We start from the raw sequence: 17,336 nt of genomic DNA on the forward strand, positions 1-17,336 counted from the left end.
GGGGGTTAACGTGTCCGACTCGCGCAAGCCTAGCTGTGGTGGCCTTTTCGGGTAAACCGAAGAGGTCAGCAGCCAGAAAGGGCTGGTCGCGTCGATGCCCGTGAGGTGGGCGTCCCGGATAACGGCACGTCGGCTCCCCCGGGGAGTCCAGTCGGGTCGCCTCGAACCGAACCGGTGGCGACCCAGGTGAGCAACAGCCGACCAGTCATCCGACTCCACCGGGTGCGGCTGGAGTACCAAAGGGGTTCAGCACCAGAACGCCTGACCCCCGTGGTCGAGTTGCGGTGATTTCGCGGTCAACCGCGCTGCGCTCGGTCCGCAGGGGCGTCGCGACGCCGAGCTGCACGGCTTGACGGCGCGGGGATGGTGCCGTCAGTACGAGTCGTGGCCGCCGCAGTCGCAGCCGCAGCCTTGGATGTGCGGCGGTGCAGCGTGCGAGTCATGACCAGTACGACCAGCGCTCCGACGATCAGCCCGAGGATCGCGCTGGCCACCGTGTTGACGAGCCAGCCGATGAGCCCGCCGAGGACACCCGTGGCGTCGTGGGCGGCGACCTCCACGTGGTGCACGGCCTCGTACAGGAAGTGCAGGTTCAGCTCGTTCGTGCCTAGCAGCAGGATGTGCCCGCCCACCCACAGCATCGCCGCGGTGCCGACCACCGTCAGCACGGTGAGGACCACCGGCATCGCCCTCACCAGACCGCGGCCGAACGTGGCGACGGCGCCGGAACGTTGCGACAGGCGCAGCCCGGCGTCGTCCATCTTCACGATCAGGGCCACCACGCCGTACACCAGGACGGTTATGAGGACGGCGACGACAGCCAGGATCACCAGGCGGGACCAGAACGCCTCATCGATCACCTCGTTAAGGCTGATGACCATGATCTCCGCCGAGAGGATCAGGTCGGTTCGTACCGCCCCAGACACCAGTGTCGTCTCGTCCTGCACCTTCTCCTCGCCCGCGCCGGGGGCACCGTGATGGGCGATCTTGGCCCACACCTTCTCCGCGCCTTCATAACAGAGGTAGGCGCCGCCGAGCATGAGGATCGGAGTGAGCAGCCAAGGCACGAACTGACTGAGCAGCAGCACCGCCGGCAGGATGATGAAGAACTTGTTGCGCAGCGACCCCACGGCAATGCGCTTGATAATCGGCAACTCGCGCTCGGCCGCCAGGCTCCGCACGTACTGCGGCGTGACGGCAGCATCGTCGACGACGACACCCGCAGCCTTGGCGCCGGCCTTCGCGGCGGCCGCCCCGATGTCATCGATCGACGCGGCAGCGGCCCGGGCCAGCACCGCCACGTCATCCAGCAGGGCTACGAGTCCACCGGCCAAGGGAGAGTCCTTCCAGGGTTGCGGTTCGAACTGGCCCATTCTCGCTCAGGTCTCTGCGCGCGGCACGCCAGCGGGCGCCGCGACCAGCAGGCGGTGCAGGGCCGGTGTGCTTGGCCCACAGAGAGCCGCCCATAGGGTGGTGGTTCCGTGATACTCACCTTCACCACGATCCCTGAGCGGCGGGAGGCCAGCGTTGCCCTCAATCCATGATTTTGCTACTTGGGAGCCGCTGCTGAGGCTTTTGCGGGCGGGTAACGCGGAGGGCCTCGCCATCCCCGGCGGCTACCTTGCGGGACAGATCGGCCACCGTGCGTGGAGTCTGCCGCTGCCGCCGCGGTTCCCGCCGCCCGGTCGAGCCTTCCAGGTCGAGGACATGCAGGACGAGGTCGACGCGGTGGAGCGGGTGCAGAGCGCGCTGGCCGACGTCGGTCTCGACAGCATCTCGTTCGTGGTGGAGATGTCGGCGACCGGGCGGACCGTGCTCTACCTGCTCACTTTCGGCCCCGCCGTAGAGGCAGGCATCGGGCCGTACCCGGGTTCGCTTCTCCTGGTCGAGGGCGCCGTCCCAGAGCCCTGGCGCCGCTCTCCCAACCTGGCGCCCGGGGCGGTGCCGGCCTCGTCAGTGGATCCGGCGTTACTGGAGCAGACGCTCCGCGAGCGGATCCCCGGCGCTACCGGCGCTACCGAGGCGGAGATCGCTGCTGCGGAAGCGCGCCTCGGCGTTGTGTTGCCCGACGAGCTCAAGGCGCTCTACCGGGTGACGAGGGGGCGGTGGCAGGACTGGGGTGACGACTACGCGGCAGCGGAGCGCGTCGCGCGTGCGGTCGGCTGCGAACTCTTCCCGCTCGACGAGCTGTGCATCGTCGATGCGCCATCCCGTCCATGCCCGTGGCGGTTCGCGGCAACGGAGGCGGTCGTCACCCCGCCTGACGCCGCGGTGCAGGGGGTGGTCGGCTCGCCCGGCTGGATCGCTTTCGGCGACAACGGCGGCGGCGACCGGATCGCAGTCGACCTGACACCAGGCCCGCGCGGACACGTGGGACAGATCATCATGGTCGACCACGAGCAGAACATCGGCGCCAGCCTGCTCGCCGACTCCCTCACCGACCTGGTGATGCATCGGCGCAGTAACTGGCACGCCAGCCACCGCGAGGATCAGCCGCCGGCCGTGGCCAGGGTCAACATCCGGAGCCTGACAAGCGTCCAGGCCGCCGCCCATCCCGGGCTGGAGGTCCTGAGCATCGGCGTCTGGGACGGTGAGCCGCTCTGCCTCAGCCCCATCACCGGGCTGCCTCGCCTGCGGACGCTCACCGCCTACCCCGGCACGCTCGCCGACCCGCTGGAGATCGCCAAGCTGAGCGGGCTGGAGTATTTGGAACTCGGGCCGGAGGAGTGGCGCGTTCTCCTCGATGCCGGCGCCGTCCCGCGCAGCCTGTCGGCGGCGGCCATCGAGGCGCACGGCAACCGACATCCACTTCCGATCGTGGCCATCGCTAACGAACTCCTCGCCCTCTGGGACCGCCCCTCGATCACCCAGACCATCCTCGAACGCCAACTCGACCCCGAGGTGTGATCAACGGTAATGGCCGGCGGATACGAGGGCTGAAGGACGCCCGGACCCAAGATGGGTACTCGGACAGCGCGCGCCAGCGGCTCCGCGTATGACGAGTACTGCTTGACAACCGCAGAGCCTTAGACCGTGTGTCGTTTGGGGTTGTTGAGGTGCAAGGTCATTCGTTGAGCTGGTGTGAGTGACGTGGAGAAGTACTGCCCGGACGCGTTGTGGCACCTCGCGCAGCCGTTGTTGCCAGCGCACCCGGAAAGGCATCAAGGCGGTGGGCGGCGCCGGACCGATGACCGGGCGATGCTCGCGGCGATTGTGTACGTGTTGGAGTCGGGTTGCTCGTGGCGTAAGTTGCCGGGGTCGTTCCCTGTGCACTGGCGTACCGCTCACCGCCGCTTCGCCGAATGGGTTGCCGCGGGAGTGATGAGCGCGCTGCACCAGGCGACGCTTGACGTGCTCGGCGTCGCCGGGCAGATCGACTGGTCAAGGGCGAGTATCGACAGCATGCACGTTCGTGCGCTCAAAAGGGGGACCTGACCGGGCCCAGCCCGGTCGACCGGGGCAAGCCCGGCTCCAAAATTCACGTCGTCGGTGAGCGGGGCGGGTTGCCGCTGCATGTGGATATCTCTGCCGGCAACATCAACGACCACAAGCTGCTCGAGGACATGGTCGACAGCATCCAGCCGATCCGCCAGCCGGTCGGCCGGCCCCGGAAACGACCGGCCAAGCTGCACGGCGACAAGGGCTACGACTACCGCGAATGCCGCGAGCTGCTCCGCGAGCGCAACATCACCGCGCGGATCGCCCGCAAGGGCATCGAGTCATCGAAGCGGCTCGGCCGGCACCGCTACGTGATCGAACGCTGCCTGGAATGGACCACCCGGTCCCGGCGGCTGGTCCGCCGCTACGACCGGAAGGCTTCCCACTACCTCGGATTCCTGCGCCTGGCCTGCGCTCTCATCTGCTACCGCCGCGCCGACCGACTCAACCTGTTGACCAGCAACAAGCCCAACTGACACACGGTCTTAACTCCGCCCCACTCAACCAGCGGCTGGTGCCTGACGGCACCGGCCGCTTCTTCATGCCCGCCGGAGCAACCGGCACACGCCCAGCCCTCGGAGGGCCTCTCCCATGACAACCCAGCTATCCGCCACGGCGCGAGCCGCCGGCACATCAAGCTGCAGCGCCACCCGGGCCACTCACGACGCCAGTACCCGCATCTCACACCAGCCCGCCTTCTTTCACATCAGGTTCGGCGAGGCCAAGGAGCGAACGATGCAGGAGTACCGGCCGCTGTCGAGGGCGGGTCAACCACCGGACGGAGGTGCATGATCCTGCCCTTCGATCACCAACATCAGCAACGCAAGGAGCCCGACCCGCCAACGGGCGCGGCACCGGACAAGCGACTTGACCAGCCGAGGCAAGACAACGGTTCATGGATGGTCGGCAACATCGACGGCCGCACAACGACCCACTTCATCAACGTGGAGGCTCCCCGCCAACCGCCCGAGCTGCACCCCGGCGCCGCTGCCGCGCTGCTGAAACTGCTCAGACGGGTCAACGACCATCGCACGGACAACTCGATCGAGGAGGACGGATGACCACCCCTCAACCGACGCCCTTCGCCTTCTACGGTCGCGTGTCGACCTAAGACAACCAGGACCCCGAATCGTCCCGAAGCTGGCAACTCACTCGGGCGACCACAGGGGTCCTGGTGGGTTTCAGTCGACCGGCGCTGACGGCAACCCGTGCCGCTCGCGTTCTTCGGTAGCAAGCGCGCCTGAGCCATCGGAAGTGATCACATTGACCGCCGCGCTGCCAGGGGTCCGAATCATCCGAAAAGTTCGCGGATAACTCCCAATGCTCGTGGCGAGATCGCTTCGTCGGGGTAGAAGTCGGCGCACAGACGTATAGCGTCGTCCACCGTCGTTACCTTGGCCAGCGCCGCCAGGGCGCGAAGGTCGTCCACGTCGCGGGTTCGCGCCGCGAGCGCTTTCATCGCGAAGATGTGCTCCGGAGAGGCAGCCATCACGCGCAGGCCGGGTGGTCGAAGACTCGCCGCTTGCCCGGGTCGTCCTTGCCGGATACATACACGCTGGCCTGCTCGTTGAGCCACCACGGCGGCAGGCCCAGTTCGTCGGCGACTGCACGCGCCTCATCGAGGACGACTCCGTGCGGGACGAACATTGCGTCGACGTCCCTGGTGACCCGTTTCGCGTCGTAGGCGAGCGCCATCGCGGCACCACCGACAATGAAGATGTCAGCGACGACTCCGCGGCGGACAAGCCGGTCGCCCAGGTGAGTGAACGCGCGTTCGAGTTCCGCGCGCCCCATGAGGACGCTGTCTGATCCGCTCACGCCGCGGCCAGGTCGTGAACGGACAGGTACACACCGTGCTTCCGGAATGCAGCCGGGGCCCAGGCCAGGGCGCCGGCCCGGTGGATGGCCAGTTCGGCCGGGAACCATGCCCGGCGCAGAACACGTGCATCGACCCATGCGGGCGGTGCAAGATCTGCCTGCGCTAGCAGGTGCTCCGCGAGCGCGGCAAGCAGCGCGTCCCACCGTGGGTCTGCGGTCAGCCCGGGCTCATCCCTGAGCAGGTCGACCCTGGTTTCGGCGGGTTCCCAGCGGTACTCCTAAGTCCCTGCCGTCACCACGAACGTTCACTGTGTTGAGTCAGTGGCGGGTTGGCCCCGGCGTCGTTGTCGTTCGCTGCGGATGCGGGCTCGTTCTCGGCCTTGGGCGGCCAGGACGTCGGAGTGACGAAGGTTGGCGTTGCGCCAGGGTAGGTATGCCTGCAATCGCCGGGTCAGAACGGGGTGGTTGGGGTGGTTCGAGCCGGCGATGACGAGGGTCCCTTTCGGCCCGAACTGGGCTCGATTGGGTTGGCCCAGGAGGCGTAGGACGGGGTGAAGCAGTTCGCGGGCAGCCGGCGAAAACGCCCTGCCGGTGCCCAACCGGCACCGGCGCCGGCTGGCCGGAGGGCATCCGGTTCCTGGTCCGCTGAGAACGCCCGCACCCCGGCGCCCAACTGTCCTCGACACCATCGAAGGCTGGCGGCATCAGGTCGTCGCCACCGACACCCCACCCGGCGGCGGCAGCATCCAGCACCTGGAGGCCCGACACCGCGCGCACGCCCGCGTCGAAGACCGCATCCGCACCGGCAAGAACACCGGCTTCGGCCGGTTCCCGTCCCGGGTGTTCGCTATCAACCAGGCCTGGCTGCAACTCGCCCTGACCGGTATCGACCTGCTCGCCTGGACCCAGAACCTGCTCCTGGACGGCGAGTTGGCCACAGCCGAGCCCAAGAAGCTGCGTTACCGGCTCCTGCACGTCGCAGCCCGAATCACCCGCACCGCCCGCCGGACACGACTCGCCATCGCCGCCAACTGGCCCTGGACCGACGCCCTGACCAGCGCATTCAACAAGCTCGCCGCACTACCCCGACCCACCGGCTGACTTCGAGACCCACGCCCCAACCAGCAACACGGAGGAACCCGGCCCCGCGCCGGGCCCTCAGCATGCCAACAAAGCGGCAACAGAAACGCAACCAACTTCATCGAACAGCAGCTATGGATTCCCACTCGAGTGAAAGACCGAGGCTAATCCTCGAAGGAGACCTGCGCGCCGCCGCTGGGCTATATCCTCCGGGGCCTGGCACTGGATTTCCTGCCCGACGAAAGTCGCGAGGAGTTGGGGCACCTTGCCTGCGGCCGAGCGGGGGCGCAGGTGGTGAGCGCCACGGATGCGGCCGGCGGGGACCGGGGCGCACCAGCGATTCAAAGCCCGCCGTCGGCTGTCACCGCAGGCGGGTGACCGTCTTGTGCTCGACGTAGCCGGTCAGGCCGACCTTGCCGTACTCGCGACCGAGGCCGCTGGCCTTGTAACCGCCGAACGGGCCGTCGAAGCTGATCGGCGAGCCGTTCACTGTGACGGTGCCAGTACGCAGCCGGCGGGCTATGTCCAGGGCCCGCTCGGGGCTCGTAGTCCAGATTCCACCGGAGAGACCGTAGTCGGAGTCGTTGGCGATCCGCACTGCCTCGTCCTCGTCGTCATAGGCGATCACAGCCAGGACCGGGCCGAAAATCTCCTCCTGCGCGATGCGCATGCTGTTCTTGACATCGGCGAAGACGGTCGGGGTGACGTAGTTGCCCTGCTCCAGGCCCTGGGGCACCTCGGGGCCACCGGTCACCAGGCGGGCGCCTTCCGCGATACCCAGCTTGATGTAGTCGATCACGCGTTGCTGCTGGTCCGGCCGGATCATCGGGCCGACGAAGGTGTCCGGCTCGGACGGATCTCCGACCTTCAGCGACTCCACCATCTCCTTGAGCGCCGCGACGACCTCGTCATAGCGGCTACGCGGAGCCAGGATCCGGGTCTGCAGGATGCAGGCCTCGCCGTTGTTGCCCAGGGAACCGAAGCGCAGCCCCTGCATCACCGCGGGCAGGTCGGCGTCGGCCAGGATGATGGCGGCAGACTTGCCGCCCAACTCCAGGCCAACCCGCTTGAGGTGCTCCCCGGCGATCGAGGCGATACGACGGCCGGCCCGGGTCGACCCAGTGAACGAGATCTTGTCAACGTCCGGGTGCGAGACGAGGTATTCGCTGGTCTCCCGGTCCGCCGGCAGAATGCTGAGCACGCCATCGGGCAGGCCGGCCTCGTGCCAGAGGTCGGCAAGCAACATCATGCTCAGCGAGTTCTCCGGGGAGACCTTCAGTACCACGGTGTTACCGGCCAGCAGCGCGGGCACCAGCTTGGCGGTGGCGGCGGAGAACGGCGAGTTCCACGGGATGACCGCGGCGACCACGCCGATCGCCTCGCGCCGAACGATGGTGTCGAAAGCCACCGTGGGATCGGAGGGCTCGACGACCTCTTCCCAGCCGAACTCCTCGGCCGCCTTCAGGTAGGCGTTGACCTGCCGGGTCAGGAAAGGCTGACCGGCCTTCGTGAACCAGCCGGCCGATCCGTTCTCGGCCGAGATCGCTGCCGCAATATCGTCGGCCCGCGCGGCGCGCAACGCGTCGTAGCGGCGGATGACCTCTTGGCGCTCCTCCGGCATCGTATGCGGCCACGGCCCGTTGTCGAACGCCGCACGGGCGGCGGCGACAGCCGCGTCCACATCGGCGTTGGCGGCCTGGGCCACCTGGCCGAGCACGGACTGGTCGTGCGGGGAGCGGATCTCCAGCAGCTTCGAACTGCTGGGCGTCATCCAGGTACCGCCGATGTAGAGCTTGTCGCGGACAATCATCAGTCACGTCTTTCTAGTGAGGGGAGGGAAATCGGGCATCAGGCGGTGGGGCGTGCGCCCTAGCTGATTGGGAAAGTTGGGGGGCGGACCATCTTGGCGACCGAGGTCTCGGCGAAGTCGCCGAGACCGTCGAGATCCGTGGATTGGCTCACCTCACGCCACGCGGCGTCCTCCGTGGCCCTGGCCTCGGCGATCAGCGGCGCGAGCCAGGCCGCGTCCGAGCCCAGGAGTAGCCGAACCGGCGGCTGCGGCTCCTCCGTGATCCGCAGGATCACACGCGCCATCTTTGCTGGATCGCCGCGCTGTACGTCCTGATTGTCACGGTACGTCCGTACGAAGGCGCCAACTGTCTCGTCGTACTCGTCCTGCATGGGCGGCACGGACATCGGGGCAGCCGCCCACGGCGTCCGAATGCCGCCCGGCTCGACCAGGGTGGCGTGGATGCCGATCGTCTCCACCTCGCGTGCGAGGATCTCCGTGAAACCGCCCAGCGCCCACTTGGCCGCCTGATATGCCGCCAGGCCGGCCTGGGCGCGTCGGCCGCCAATCGTCGAGACGTTCACGATGCTGCCGGAGCGCTGTGGGCGTAACACCGGCAGGGCGGCCCGCACCATGTTGACCGCACCGAAGAAATTGATCTCGACGGTCCGGCGGAACTCGTCCTCCGGCATGTCTTCAATCGAGCCGACGCTGCGGTATCCGGCGCTGTTCACCAGCACGTCGAGGCGGCCGAACTCGCTGACCGCGTACTGGACCGCCGTCCGTGCGTCAGCGCTGGAGGTCACGTCGACGGCGAGTACGCGCAACCGGTCCTGCTGTTGGTCCGGCACCGGCAGGACGTCGGTGGTCAAATCCGTCGCAAGCACGTTGTGCCCGGCCTGCAGCCCGACATCGACCAGGTGCCGACCCAGGCCTCCGCCCGCTCCGGTCACCAAGAGTGTCTTTGTCATTGCGTCTCACCCACACTTTCACGGAATTTCGGGGCACGGCTGCGCCCTCCACACCGAGCCGCGACAAGCGACCTGAGCGCATGCTCGGCCACGAACAGTCCGCAGGTCGCCGGGCTCTGGCGGTCAGGACTTAACCGGGTGGTCCGTGGAACGGCTGACCTCGGCCCACGTCCGGGCCTCCGTGTTGCGCTCCTCGCCCGAGTTCAACGCGATCTCCAGGGCGTCGCTACCGAGCAGCAGTCGGCGCGGGGGCTCCGGCACGTCGAGGATGTCGACGATCGCCTTGGCCATCCGGGCCGGGTCACCAGGCTCGTTGCCGGCGTAGGCCGCGAACCGTTCCAACCACGCGCCGACGGTCTGCTCGTAGCCCTCGCTGAGCTGGCCGGAGGCGGTCGCGGCCCCGGCGGCCCAACCGGTACGGATGCCGCCCGGCTCGACGATCGTCACCTTGATGCCCAGCGGGGCGACCTCGTTCGCCAGCACCTCGGAGAAGCCCTCGACGCCGAATTTCGCCGTCTGGTAGGCGCTGAGGCCTGGGGTGCCGCCGACCCGCCCGCCGATGGACGAGATCTGCACGATGTGTCCGGCGCGCTGGCGGCGCAGGACGGGCAGCGCCGCCCTGGTCACGTTGATGGTTCCGTACAGGTTTGCGTCGACCTGTGCCCGGAACTCATCCTCCGGGAAGTCCTCCACCGAACTGCTGGCGGCGTAACCGGCATTGTTGATCACCACGTCGAGGGAACCGAACTTGTCGACGGTCGCCGCGACCACGTCGCGGCACGCCTCAGGCGAGGTGACGTCCAGCAGCAGGGGCAGGAGTCGCTCCGGGTATTCCCGAGTCAGGTCCGTCAGCGAATGTGGGTTGCGCGAGGTCACCGCGACTCGATCGCCTGCCCCGAGTGCTGCCAGGGTGAGGGCCTTTCCGAGACCCTGGGAACCGCCGGTGATCAGCCATGTGCGTGCCATGGCACCTCCTTCTGTCTAGAACTGAACCCACTCGGATTCAGCCCGCCTGTGCCGCGAGATATGCGTGGTAGATCTTCACCTAACCACGACTTGACTGTAGCACTAACGGACTCGAACAGCTCCTCGGTGAGGAGGATCGTGAGGTTATCTACTACCACTGTTACGCTTGGAGCTATCATGAGAGCTGACGCCGCCCGCAACCTCGCTGCCGTCCTGCGCACCGGGGCCCGCCTGCTGGCGGAGGACCCGAGCACCTCGATCTCCGCCATAGCCAGCGCGGCGGGAGTGGACCGCACCACCGTTCACCGCCGCTTCGCCAATCGCGAAGCCCTGCTCAGCGCCGTCTTCCAGGCCAAGCTCGACTCGGCGGAGCGAGTCCTCGACGACTCGCGGCTTACGGAGGCTCCGGTAGCGGTCGCATTGCACCGCTACGTGGAAGGGATCATTCCGGTCAGCCGTGACTGGCCCGTCGACACGCGCCGCATGATGCGCGCGGATCCCGCCGCCGACAGACGACGTCAGCAGCAGAGTCAGCGACTGAATGACTTCCTCAAACGCGCTTCCGATGAGGGCTACCTTCGCCCCGACACCTCCCCGGCCTGGGCGCGGGCGGTCCTCAACCAACTGGTGGAGACCGCCGCCCATCACTTCCCCGAAACGGCTCCCCCACGGGCGGCCGACCTGGTCGTGGAGACCTTCCTCAACGGCCTCGGCCCGTCGTGACAACCGGGAGCCGCCACCGAAGTTCGGCCTCGGTCCGGGATCCCGCTTCTCCGGCACCAGGGGTCGGCGGTGTCACATTGACGGCTGATCTTGGTTGTTGCGGTGGGCCGCTTCCTCAATCGCCAGCGCCGCACCTGCGGCGGCGACACGACCTGGGATCGCGCCCAAGGCGACGGCGCAGCCGCAGCTCGATGCCCTCACTGTGACCCGCGAGAGCTCCACCGGCCCGGTGCACCGGCTTCGTCGGGAGCGTTTGCGTGTAGTTCGACCCGCGCTTCGGCGAGGTGGGCGGTCCGACCTGGCAGCCTGACAACGACACCAGCAGGTGGATCCGATTCTGCCTAAGCGCTCATCACCAACAAGCCCAACTGGTCCGACAACGCCTCGATCAGGCCGCGCAGCTCTGGGAACTGCTCGACACCTGGGTCCGACGCGCGGCGCTACCCGAGCGGGCGGTCAGCGCCCTCTACCTGGCCGCCACCGGCGGTCGAGTGCGCCGCACTGTCTATCAGCGCGATGAGAGCCTCACCGACGACCAAGCAACCCGCGACCTTCGCGCCCTCGCCCGGGCAGGCATGCTCGAACAACACGGCGAAACCCGAGGCAGGTTCTACCTCACCTCGCCGATACTGCGCGACCTCGCAGCCCCCGCGCTGCGCCCAAAGGAAATCATCGACCCGTACCGACGGTGAGCCGCAACTCCGGCACGCTCACCACCATGAATCTGCGACGTCTGCGCGCCGAAGAGACGCCATTTCCTGTCACCGAATTGGACAGATGCGGCCAATCCTAGCCGGACAGCCGCTTCCAAGATTTACCACATTTGGTTCTAAGTAATCCCAAATAGGACAGCCACCCTGTCCTATTTATCGTGATTTTCCACGAAGTTTGGTGTCCGAGGGGGGATCTGAACACATATTTAGAGCATCCACGCTTAGCGTGGGTGTTCATGCGCTTAACGTACCAGCTCGCGCGCCTGGTTCAAAGACGCGTCCCCATTGAGTGGCGCGTTGAGAAGCATATAGAGGCCGTGGCGATTAGCTTGCCGTCGCCGCCAAGTCGTTAAGGGCAGCGTTAATCACGGGCCAGCACATGCTGACTGTGTCTTGGTCAGGAGCATGGCCAATATTTACTTGCGCGTTGGGGTGAACAAGGTTGCGGTACTCGCGCAGGGTGGTGGCGAAACCGTGGACGTCGGCTTGAATCCACTCGTTGTCGTGGGCGGTCTGAAGGAGGTTGTGCAGATTCCACTTCTTGAGTGGTTCGCTCGAGCCGGGCAGGCGGGCCTTGACGGCGTCGAGCAGAACGCCTTCGAGGAGGCTGCCGAGCATGATGACGGCGCTAGAGTAGGCGCCGTTGCGGTCGCAGACCCGCGCCTCGTTGAGTCGGCTGTCGAGGATGGTGGCGAGGTCGGCGTCGCGGACGAGGTCGGCCATGGTCACGTGGAGCATGACGTCTGGTGACTGTTGCTCTTGGTCGGCTGGCTGTTTACACGGGCGGATGGCGGGTCGCCCCTGGCTATGGGCAACCTCGAACCCTTCTACGACCAGGATGCCGTTGAGCAGGTTGGTAACTTCGGCGGCCGCGAGGGGCTCGTTGCGGTGGATGTACTCGCGTCGGTCGGCGAGGCGGCACACGAGTGCGTCGATGGCACCGGGGGTGTTGCGCCGTTGGAGGAGTTGGCTAGTGAGCCAGTTGCGGCGTTGTTCTCCGTTGTATGGGGCGGCGTTGTCCCAGCCAGCCTGTTGAAGAAGTTTGGGTAGCTCGGCCCCGCGGCGGTAGACGGGGTAGTCGTCGCCGCCGCAGGCGATGCGGGCGATCTCGTCAAGGGTGTTGTCGTCGATGCCTTCGAGCACGCGGGTCTCCTAGAGTTCGTCTTCGTCGTCGGAGAGCGTGGTGGGTCTCCATTGCGGTTGCTGACGGGGTGCTGCGGGCAATGAGCGAGGCTCGATGCCTCGTTGCTTGAGTTGCTGCCACATCGGTTCGAGGGCTGCGTCACGGTCGTAGAGGTACTCGCTGTCGCGGATGCGGATGAACTGCCAGCCGGCGCGCCGTAGTTCTCGTTCGCGGTGTAGTTCCTGCTGGACTTGCTCTGGTTGTCGGGGCCGGGTGGGTGTGTCGCACTCGACGGCGAGTCGTCCGTTGTCGCCGACGATGACGAGGTCGATGGCGCGTTGGTCGACGGGGTGGTGCGGGACGACGGCGTAGCCGCGGCGGCGCAGTTCCAGGAAGACACGTTGCTGCAGGAGGCAGGTGAAGGGTTCGGTGCGGGTGTCGGGGGTGATGTCGTCGAGGTCGGGATCGATGGTGAGGGTCGCTGGGGGGTGGAGCATGTAGCTCAGTAGGGAGTGACGAAGGTCTGTGGGGTTGAGGCTGGTAGCGGGCACGGAGGTGAAGAGCCACAGTTGGTCGCGGGCGCGGCTGGCTGCGACGTTGTAGCGGCGCTGTTCAGTGCGGCTGGTGAGTGCTCTCCTGGCTTTGGTGACGACCATGGACAGCAGGATGATGTCGCGTTCGTCGCCTTGGAAGTCGGGTGGTTGGCCAACTCGGATCCGCCGGCGGCGGATGTCAGCTCGGTCGATGCGGTCGTTGAGTAGTTTCTCGAGGGTGTGTGTTTGTCTGCCGCTCTGCAGGGCGATGATGCCGATGCTCTTGTTGCGGCACATGGGGTCGTCGATGATTTTCTGGACATGGTCGATGATCGTGTTCGCCTCGACCTGATTGCGCAGAGTGGCTTTCTGGCCTTCCTCTGCGGCGCCATCGACGTATACAACCCGGAGCGGATCGAGGCGGTCGGCACCGAACTGGCGGAGCGGTATGAGTCTCTTGTCGTAGAACTGCTCGGAGGACCATCCGATGATTTCAGGCATGCAGCGGAAGTGTTCGGAGAGTCTGACCACGTCGGAGAAGCGGGAGGCTAGGAGTTCGTAGAGGTTGGAGCTCGGGAGGAAGCCGTTGCGGAGGTTCATGGGCATGTCAGCTAGGTGGCGGTCCAGACTCTCTTGAACGGCGTCTGAGTCGTTGTTTCGATAGTTGGCCCCGGGGGCGCATTGTTTTTCGTCACCGACGACGATGACGCGTGGTGCCAGCCATAGCAGGAAGAGGTTGTCGATACTGGCTTGGCTGGCTTCGTCAACGATGACGACGTCGAAGGTGTTGTGCTGCGGTGGGATGGTGTCGGTCACGGCTGACAGCGGCATGACCCAGGCGGGGACGGCCTGCTGGGCGTCCCTCATTGCATCGAACGCTGCCTTGAGGTAGCGGTCCTTGCTTTTGCCCTGTCCTCGGCCGTAGCTGCCCATGTTGGTCTTGTAGGACTGGAGGGCCTGTCGTTGCCGTTCGGTCATGCGTTCCAGGCAATGCCGCAGAGCCTGTTTCCCGGCGAGCTCGGCGGTGATGCGGTTGAGTGCCAGTTCAAGGTCGTCGATCTGTAGTTCGTGGATTTGCTCGGCGTTCGGCTGCCGGACGAGTTGGTAGTAGGTGGCTGCGACGCCCCAGGCCCACGCGGCTTCGATGTCGCCGAGGCGTTGAGCCCAGGTCGGGTCGTCGAGGTTGTCGGTTATCTGTTGAGCAAGCGTCGGGTGAGCGTCGGTCAGGATGCTGAGCAACGCGTCGCAGCGCTGTTGGAGGTCTTTGTCGTTCCTGGCGTGATCGAGGTTTGTGCGGGTGGCGGCGTAGCGGTCGATATCGCTGCTGGCTAGGGCAGCCGCGATGTCGGCGACTTCGGGTGCGACGTCAGGATTGCGGGACCATGCCTGCATGGTGCTGGTGAGTTCAGTCATGACGTCGGTTGCGTGCCGAGCCGCGGCGATGGTCTGTCGGTTGTGGCTGACGCGGACTAAAAGGTCCCAGTGGTCGGGGCTGCGTATCGCGAAGCGGATCTGGTGACGGCGCAACAGTTGCTCGATGGCGTCGCGGGCTGTGGTGAGGGCACGGAGCGCTGATGCGTTGTGCGAGATGTCATTGAGGTGCGCTACTCGTCGGCGTAGCGGCCCGTACACGGTCGGCACGCCGGCCGGTGCCCATGCCTCCAGAACGGCGCTGACAGCTGCCTCTGCCTGAAGGTGGGTGGTTAGCGCGGTCAGCTCTGCCACGGTGGCAGGTGGGGCACCGTCGACCGTGCAGGCTTGTAGCAGGTCGGTGGCTTCGAGTTGAGCTTTGGTCTGCCAGTAGCGTCGTAGGCGACCGCCTCTGGAAAGGTGCTTTCGCAGGCGCTTTGCTTGGCCGGTCAGGCGGGTGAGATTCACTGCGGTCAGGGGCATGGTGCCGAGGTCGATGTCGACACCGTTGAGGGTTCCCAGGGCGCGGACGTGAGGTTCAACGTCGCGTAGCTCGTTGAACAGTGCCTCCCAGTAGGCCGGGCTGCGCCTTGCCAGGAGCGCTTCGGCAGCAGTGCGGCGCCAGTCCGTGCCGTCCCAGTCGTTGATGGTGTCGGATAGGCCGCAGGTGGCGAGCGCATCGGCGGCGCCCTCGATGTGCCGCTGGATCCCCGCCAGCGTGGCGTCGTCGAGGGCTGCCAGTGACCAGGCTGTGGTGGTGCGATCGGGGCCCAGGGTCCGTTCGGCTTCAGTAATGGTCGCGACCATGGTCGCGATGTCGGCGGGGGGCGGAACCATGTCAGGGCCGGGAATCAGCTGTCGGACACGCGTGGAACGGTGTGGCGTGGCCAAGGTGAGTAGCTGCCACAGTTGTCGAGCTTGATCGTTGGACAACGGAGGGTCACCAGGGGCGCCGGCTGGTAGCGGTTCGATCCAGGTGTGCTGTTCGCGGCCTGCGTTGAGTTGCTCAACAATCTGCGCCAGCGTGCCACCGTAGCCGTGGGCAAAGGGGGGGTGCTGCGAGTACTCCTGCTCGCGGACGATCCGCAGGTCACGGATTGCCTGCTGGAGTGCGGTGGTGAGGTCCGAGCGCTGGTCACGAAGCTTGGTGATTTCTCGGCCGAGTTCGTCTGCGGTGACGGTCGAGGATAGTTCCGAGAGCGCGGTGATGCTCCGGTCGAGCTCGTCGGTCTCGGTCCGTTGCATGCCGGTCATGAGCACGCACAGTCGTCTCACCTCCTCGGGTAGCTTCTCGCGGAGCACTCGTAGCGCCTGATCCTTTTGGCTCGTGATCAGCAATCGCTGACCGTCTGCGAGTAGTGCGCAGATGAGGTTGGCAATCGTGTGGGTCTTGCCTGTGCCAGGAGGACCCTGCACGACGACGGTGGTGTCGTCGCTGAGTTTGGCCAGCACCCTGCGTTGCTCTCGGTTGCTGGCAAGCGGGAACAGTGGGTCCGCGCTGTTCACGGGTCGATCATGTTGGGTGTTGGTGAGCCAGGCGCGGCGTTGTGTGGGCTCGATGGGGGCCACGAGCTGCGCGAGCCCGAGGGGCGTGGGAACGCTCGGTTCCTGAAGGCTACCGGCGATGGCGTCGTAGACGCGTTCGAGTCCCTTGCGATTGCGGCGGCGCAGAAAGAGAGCAGGCGCCAGTGTCAGTTGTGCAGCGCCTGGCTCTTCATGAGACGGCGGACCCCACGGATCCTCGGTGAACGGCAGCGCACGATCCCACCGGCGGCGCTTCCACCGCTGCAACCAGTTCACCACCTCCGGCGAGAAGGGGCGTATCTGCACGTCGCCGTCGTACCACGGCGACCCAGATCCATTGGTGCGGTAGCCGTCTCGAGAGGTAAGGAAGTCCTGATCCTCGACCTTCATGCGTTCGTCGAGAGAGACGTGGACTTGCAGAGTGTCGGTGGCAGGATCGCCAACGATCGTCGCGCCCCAGATCAGGACGTGACGGCGGATATCCCAGCGACCGTCAATGCCGGAGCTGACAAGGCCGACGCCGAGGACCAACTCCTCGGTGTCGCCACGCTGCTGTACCTGCCGCTGAAGCCGTTCCAGGTGGGTGTAGGTCGCACGCTGCTCCCCCATGCGGCGTTCGTGCTCGGCCCATTTTGTCCACGCGGCAAGCCACCTCTCGTAGTCGCGTGTCAACTCATCCTGAGTCGCGGAGTCAGCTGGGTCTTCGTCGGCAGGAGCGGGGAGTCGCGGCGGAGGTGCGCTGGCGTTGCTGTAGTCCGTCGTGTCCAGTAATTCTCGGAGCGCCGCCGGGGGCATGGGCGGTTCTGGCGGTGGGGGGTAGGCGACCTGCATGACTACGGGCCCGTTGGACCTCGCCGCTTTCTGAGGTGGCGCGTGAAACCAGAAGGCATTCGAGTCATCGATAGCATCGCGGTCCTGGCGTTCACTGCTCTTGACCTGCGCAAGCAGGTGCGCCACAAGGCCTTGGGTCAGCCGTTTGACGGTCGGACTTGTCGGGGAAACGGGGTCCGGCACTGCGCCTCCTCTGGCTCGCCCAGCCCAACAGGATGCATGCAAACAGTCACAGCACGCAGCCTCGTGACAGATGAACGACACCAGTTAAGCCACCCGGTCCATGCCGCTGGCCTGGCTCACCGGGCGGTGTTCGGATGCTTACCCTTGATCTTGGGTGATGGGATACGGCGGCAATGGCAGGCGTCGTTGGGCGATCATCTTTGTCCCAGGGCTGACGACGCGCTATTGCGCGGG

13 protein-coding genes and 2 pseudogenes are annotated in these 17,336 nt (G+C 66.3%); 6 read left to right on the forward strand and 9 right to left on the reverse strand.

The genetic code is table 11. The annotated features are described in order from the left end of the window. Positions 1 to 296 precede the first annotated feature (296 nt). The gene (locus EV382_RS14305) at positions 297 to 1,334 is read right to left on the reverse strand and encodes a DUF808 domain-containing protein (protein ID WP_130402242.1); all 1,038 of its coding nucleotides are present in this window, start codon (positions 1,332 to 1,334) and stop codon (positions 297 to 299) included. Positions 1,335 to 1,527: 193 nt separating this feature from the next. Between EV382_RS14305 and EV382_RS14310 the strand changes: the two genes are divergently transcribed. The 3 genes from EV382_RS14310 to EV382_RS14325 all read left to right on the forward strand — a co-directional run bounded on the left by EV382_RS14310 (position 1,528) and on the right by EV382_RS14325 (position 4,499). Beyond that, entirely contained in the window at positions 1,528 to 2,907 is a 1,380-nt protein-coding gene (locus EV382_RS14310) for an SMI1/KNR4 family protein (protein ID WP_130402244.1), read from the forward strand. Between the two features lie 174 nt (positions 2,908 to 3,081). Beyond that, positions 3,082 to 3,914 (forward strand): IS5 family transposase gene (locus tag EV382_RS14320; protein WP_425271896.1). Its coding sequence is split into 2 segments (ribosomal slippage): positions 3,082 to 3,424 and positions 3,424 to 3,914, totalling 834 coding nucleotides; the frame shifts between segments, so codons are not numbered across the junction. 312 nt (positions 3,915 to 4,226) lie between these two features. Further along, a complete protein-coding gene (locus EV382_RS14325; protein ID WP_130402246.1) occupies positions 4,227 to 4,499 on the forward strand; it encodes a hypothetical protein in 273 nt (90 codons plus the stop codon). Between the two features lie 230 nt (positions 4,500 to 4,729). On the opposite strand, the gene EV382_RS14330 is transcribed toward EV382_RS14325, so the two are convergent. The 3 genes and pseudogenes from EV382_RS14330 to EV382_RS33445 form a co-directional block, all read right to left on the reverse strand. Continuing rightward, positions 4,730 to 4,927 carry a hypothetical protein gene (locus tag EV382_RS14330; protein ID WP_130402248.1) on the reverse strand — a complete coding sequence of 66 codons (198 nt, stop codon included), beginning with the start codon at positions 4,925 to 4,927 and terminating at the stop codon, positions 4,730 to 4,732. Continuing rightward, a complete protein-coding gene (locus tag EV382_RS14335) occupies positions 4,927 to 5,256 on the reverse strand; it encodes a PIN domain-containing protein (RefSeq protein ID WP_130402250.1) in 330 nt (109 codons plus the stop codon). Before EV382_RS14335 ends, EV382_RS14330 begins: the two co-directional genes overlap by 1 nt. Positions 5,257 to 5,561: 305 nt before the next feature. Beyond that, a pseudogene (locus tag EV382_RS33445) lies at positions 5,562 to 5,815 on the reverse strand (IS630 family transposase); the annotation flags it as partial. 51 nt (positions 5,816 to 5,866) lie between these two features. Here EV382_RS33445 and EV382_RS14345 point away from each other — a divergent pair. Continuing rightward, positions 5,867 to 6,357 (forward strand): annotated as a pseudogene (locus tag EV382_RS14345) (transposase); the annotation flags it as partial. A gap of 340 nt (positions 6,358 to 6,697) precedes the next feature. Here the strand turns inward: EV382_RS14345 and EV382_RS14350 are convergent. The 3 genes from EV382_RS14350 to EV382_RS14360 all read right to left on the reverse strand — a co-directional run bounded on the left by EV382_RS14350 (position 6,698) and on the right by EV382_RS14360 (position 10,062). Beyond that, positions 6,698 to 8,146, reverse strand: a complete 1,449-nt coding sequence (locus tag EV382_RS14350) for an aldehyde dehydrogenase (protein WP_130402252.1) — start codon at positions 8,144 to 8,146, stop codon at positions 6,698 to 6,700. 59 nt (positions 8,147 to 8,205) lie between these two features. Continuing rightward, entirely contained in the window at positions 8,206 to 9,096 is an 891-nt protein-coding gene (locus tag EV382_RS14355; protein ID WP_130402254.1) for an SDR family NAD(P)-dependent oxidoreductase, read from the reverse strand. Positions 9,097 to 9,219: 123 nt separating this feature from the next. Continuing rightward, positions 9,220 to 10,062 carry an SDR family NAD(P)-dependent oxidoreductase gene (locus EV382_RS14360; RefSeq protein ID WP_130402256.1) on the reverse strand — a complete coding sequence of 281 codons (843 nt, stop codon included), beginning with the start codon at positions 10,060 to 10,062 and terminating at the stop codon, positions 9,220 to 9,222. Positions 10,063 to 10,239: 177 nt separating this feature from the next. On the opposite strand from EV382_RS14360, the gene EV382_RS14365 reads away from it, so the two are divergent. After that, positions 10,240 to 10,785: a TetR/AcrR family transcriptional regulator gene (locus tag EV382_RS14365; RefSeq protein WP_130402258.1), complete on the forward strand. Its 546-nt coding sequence runs from the start codon at positions 10,240 to 10,242 to the stop codon at positions 10,783 to 10,785. 284 nt (positions 10,786 to 11,069) lie between these two features. Then, positions 11,070 to 11,477: a Fic family protein gene (locus tag EV382_RS14370; RefSeq protein ID WP_244236685.1), complete on the forward strand. Its 408-nt coding sequence runs from the start codon at positions 11,070 to 11,072 to the stop codon at positions 11,475 to 11,477. Between the two features lie 345 nt (positions 11,478 to 11,822). On the opposite strand, the gene EV382_RS14375 is transcribed toward EV382_RS14370, so the two are convergent. Together EV382_RS14375 and EV382_RS14380 are read right to left on the reverse strand one after the other, a co-directional pair. Beyond that, positions 11,823 to 12,641 carry a hypothetical protein gene (locus EV382_RS14375; protein WP_130402260.1) on the reverse strand — a complete coding sequence of 273 codons (819 nt, stop codon included), beginning with the start codon at positions 12,639 to 12,641 and terminating at the stop codon, positions 11,823 to 11,825. Between the two features lie 9 nt (positions 12,642 to 12,650). Next, positions 12,651 to 17,102: an AAA domain-containing protein gene (locus tag EV382_RS14380; protein ID WP_130402262.1), complete on the reverse strand. Its 4,452-nt coding sequence runs from the start codon at positions 17,100 to 17,102 to the stop codon at positions 12,651 to 12,653. Between the last annotated feature and the right edge of the window lie 234 nt (positions 17,103 to 17,336).

The organism is Micromonospora violae (genome assembly GCF_004217135.1).
Lineage (GTDB): Bacteria > Actinomycetota > Actinomycetes > Mycobacteriales > Micromonosporaceae > Micromonospora > Micromonospora violae.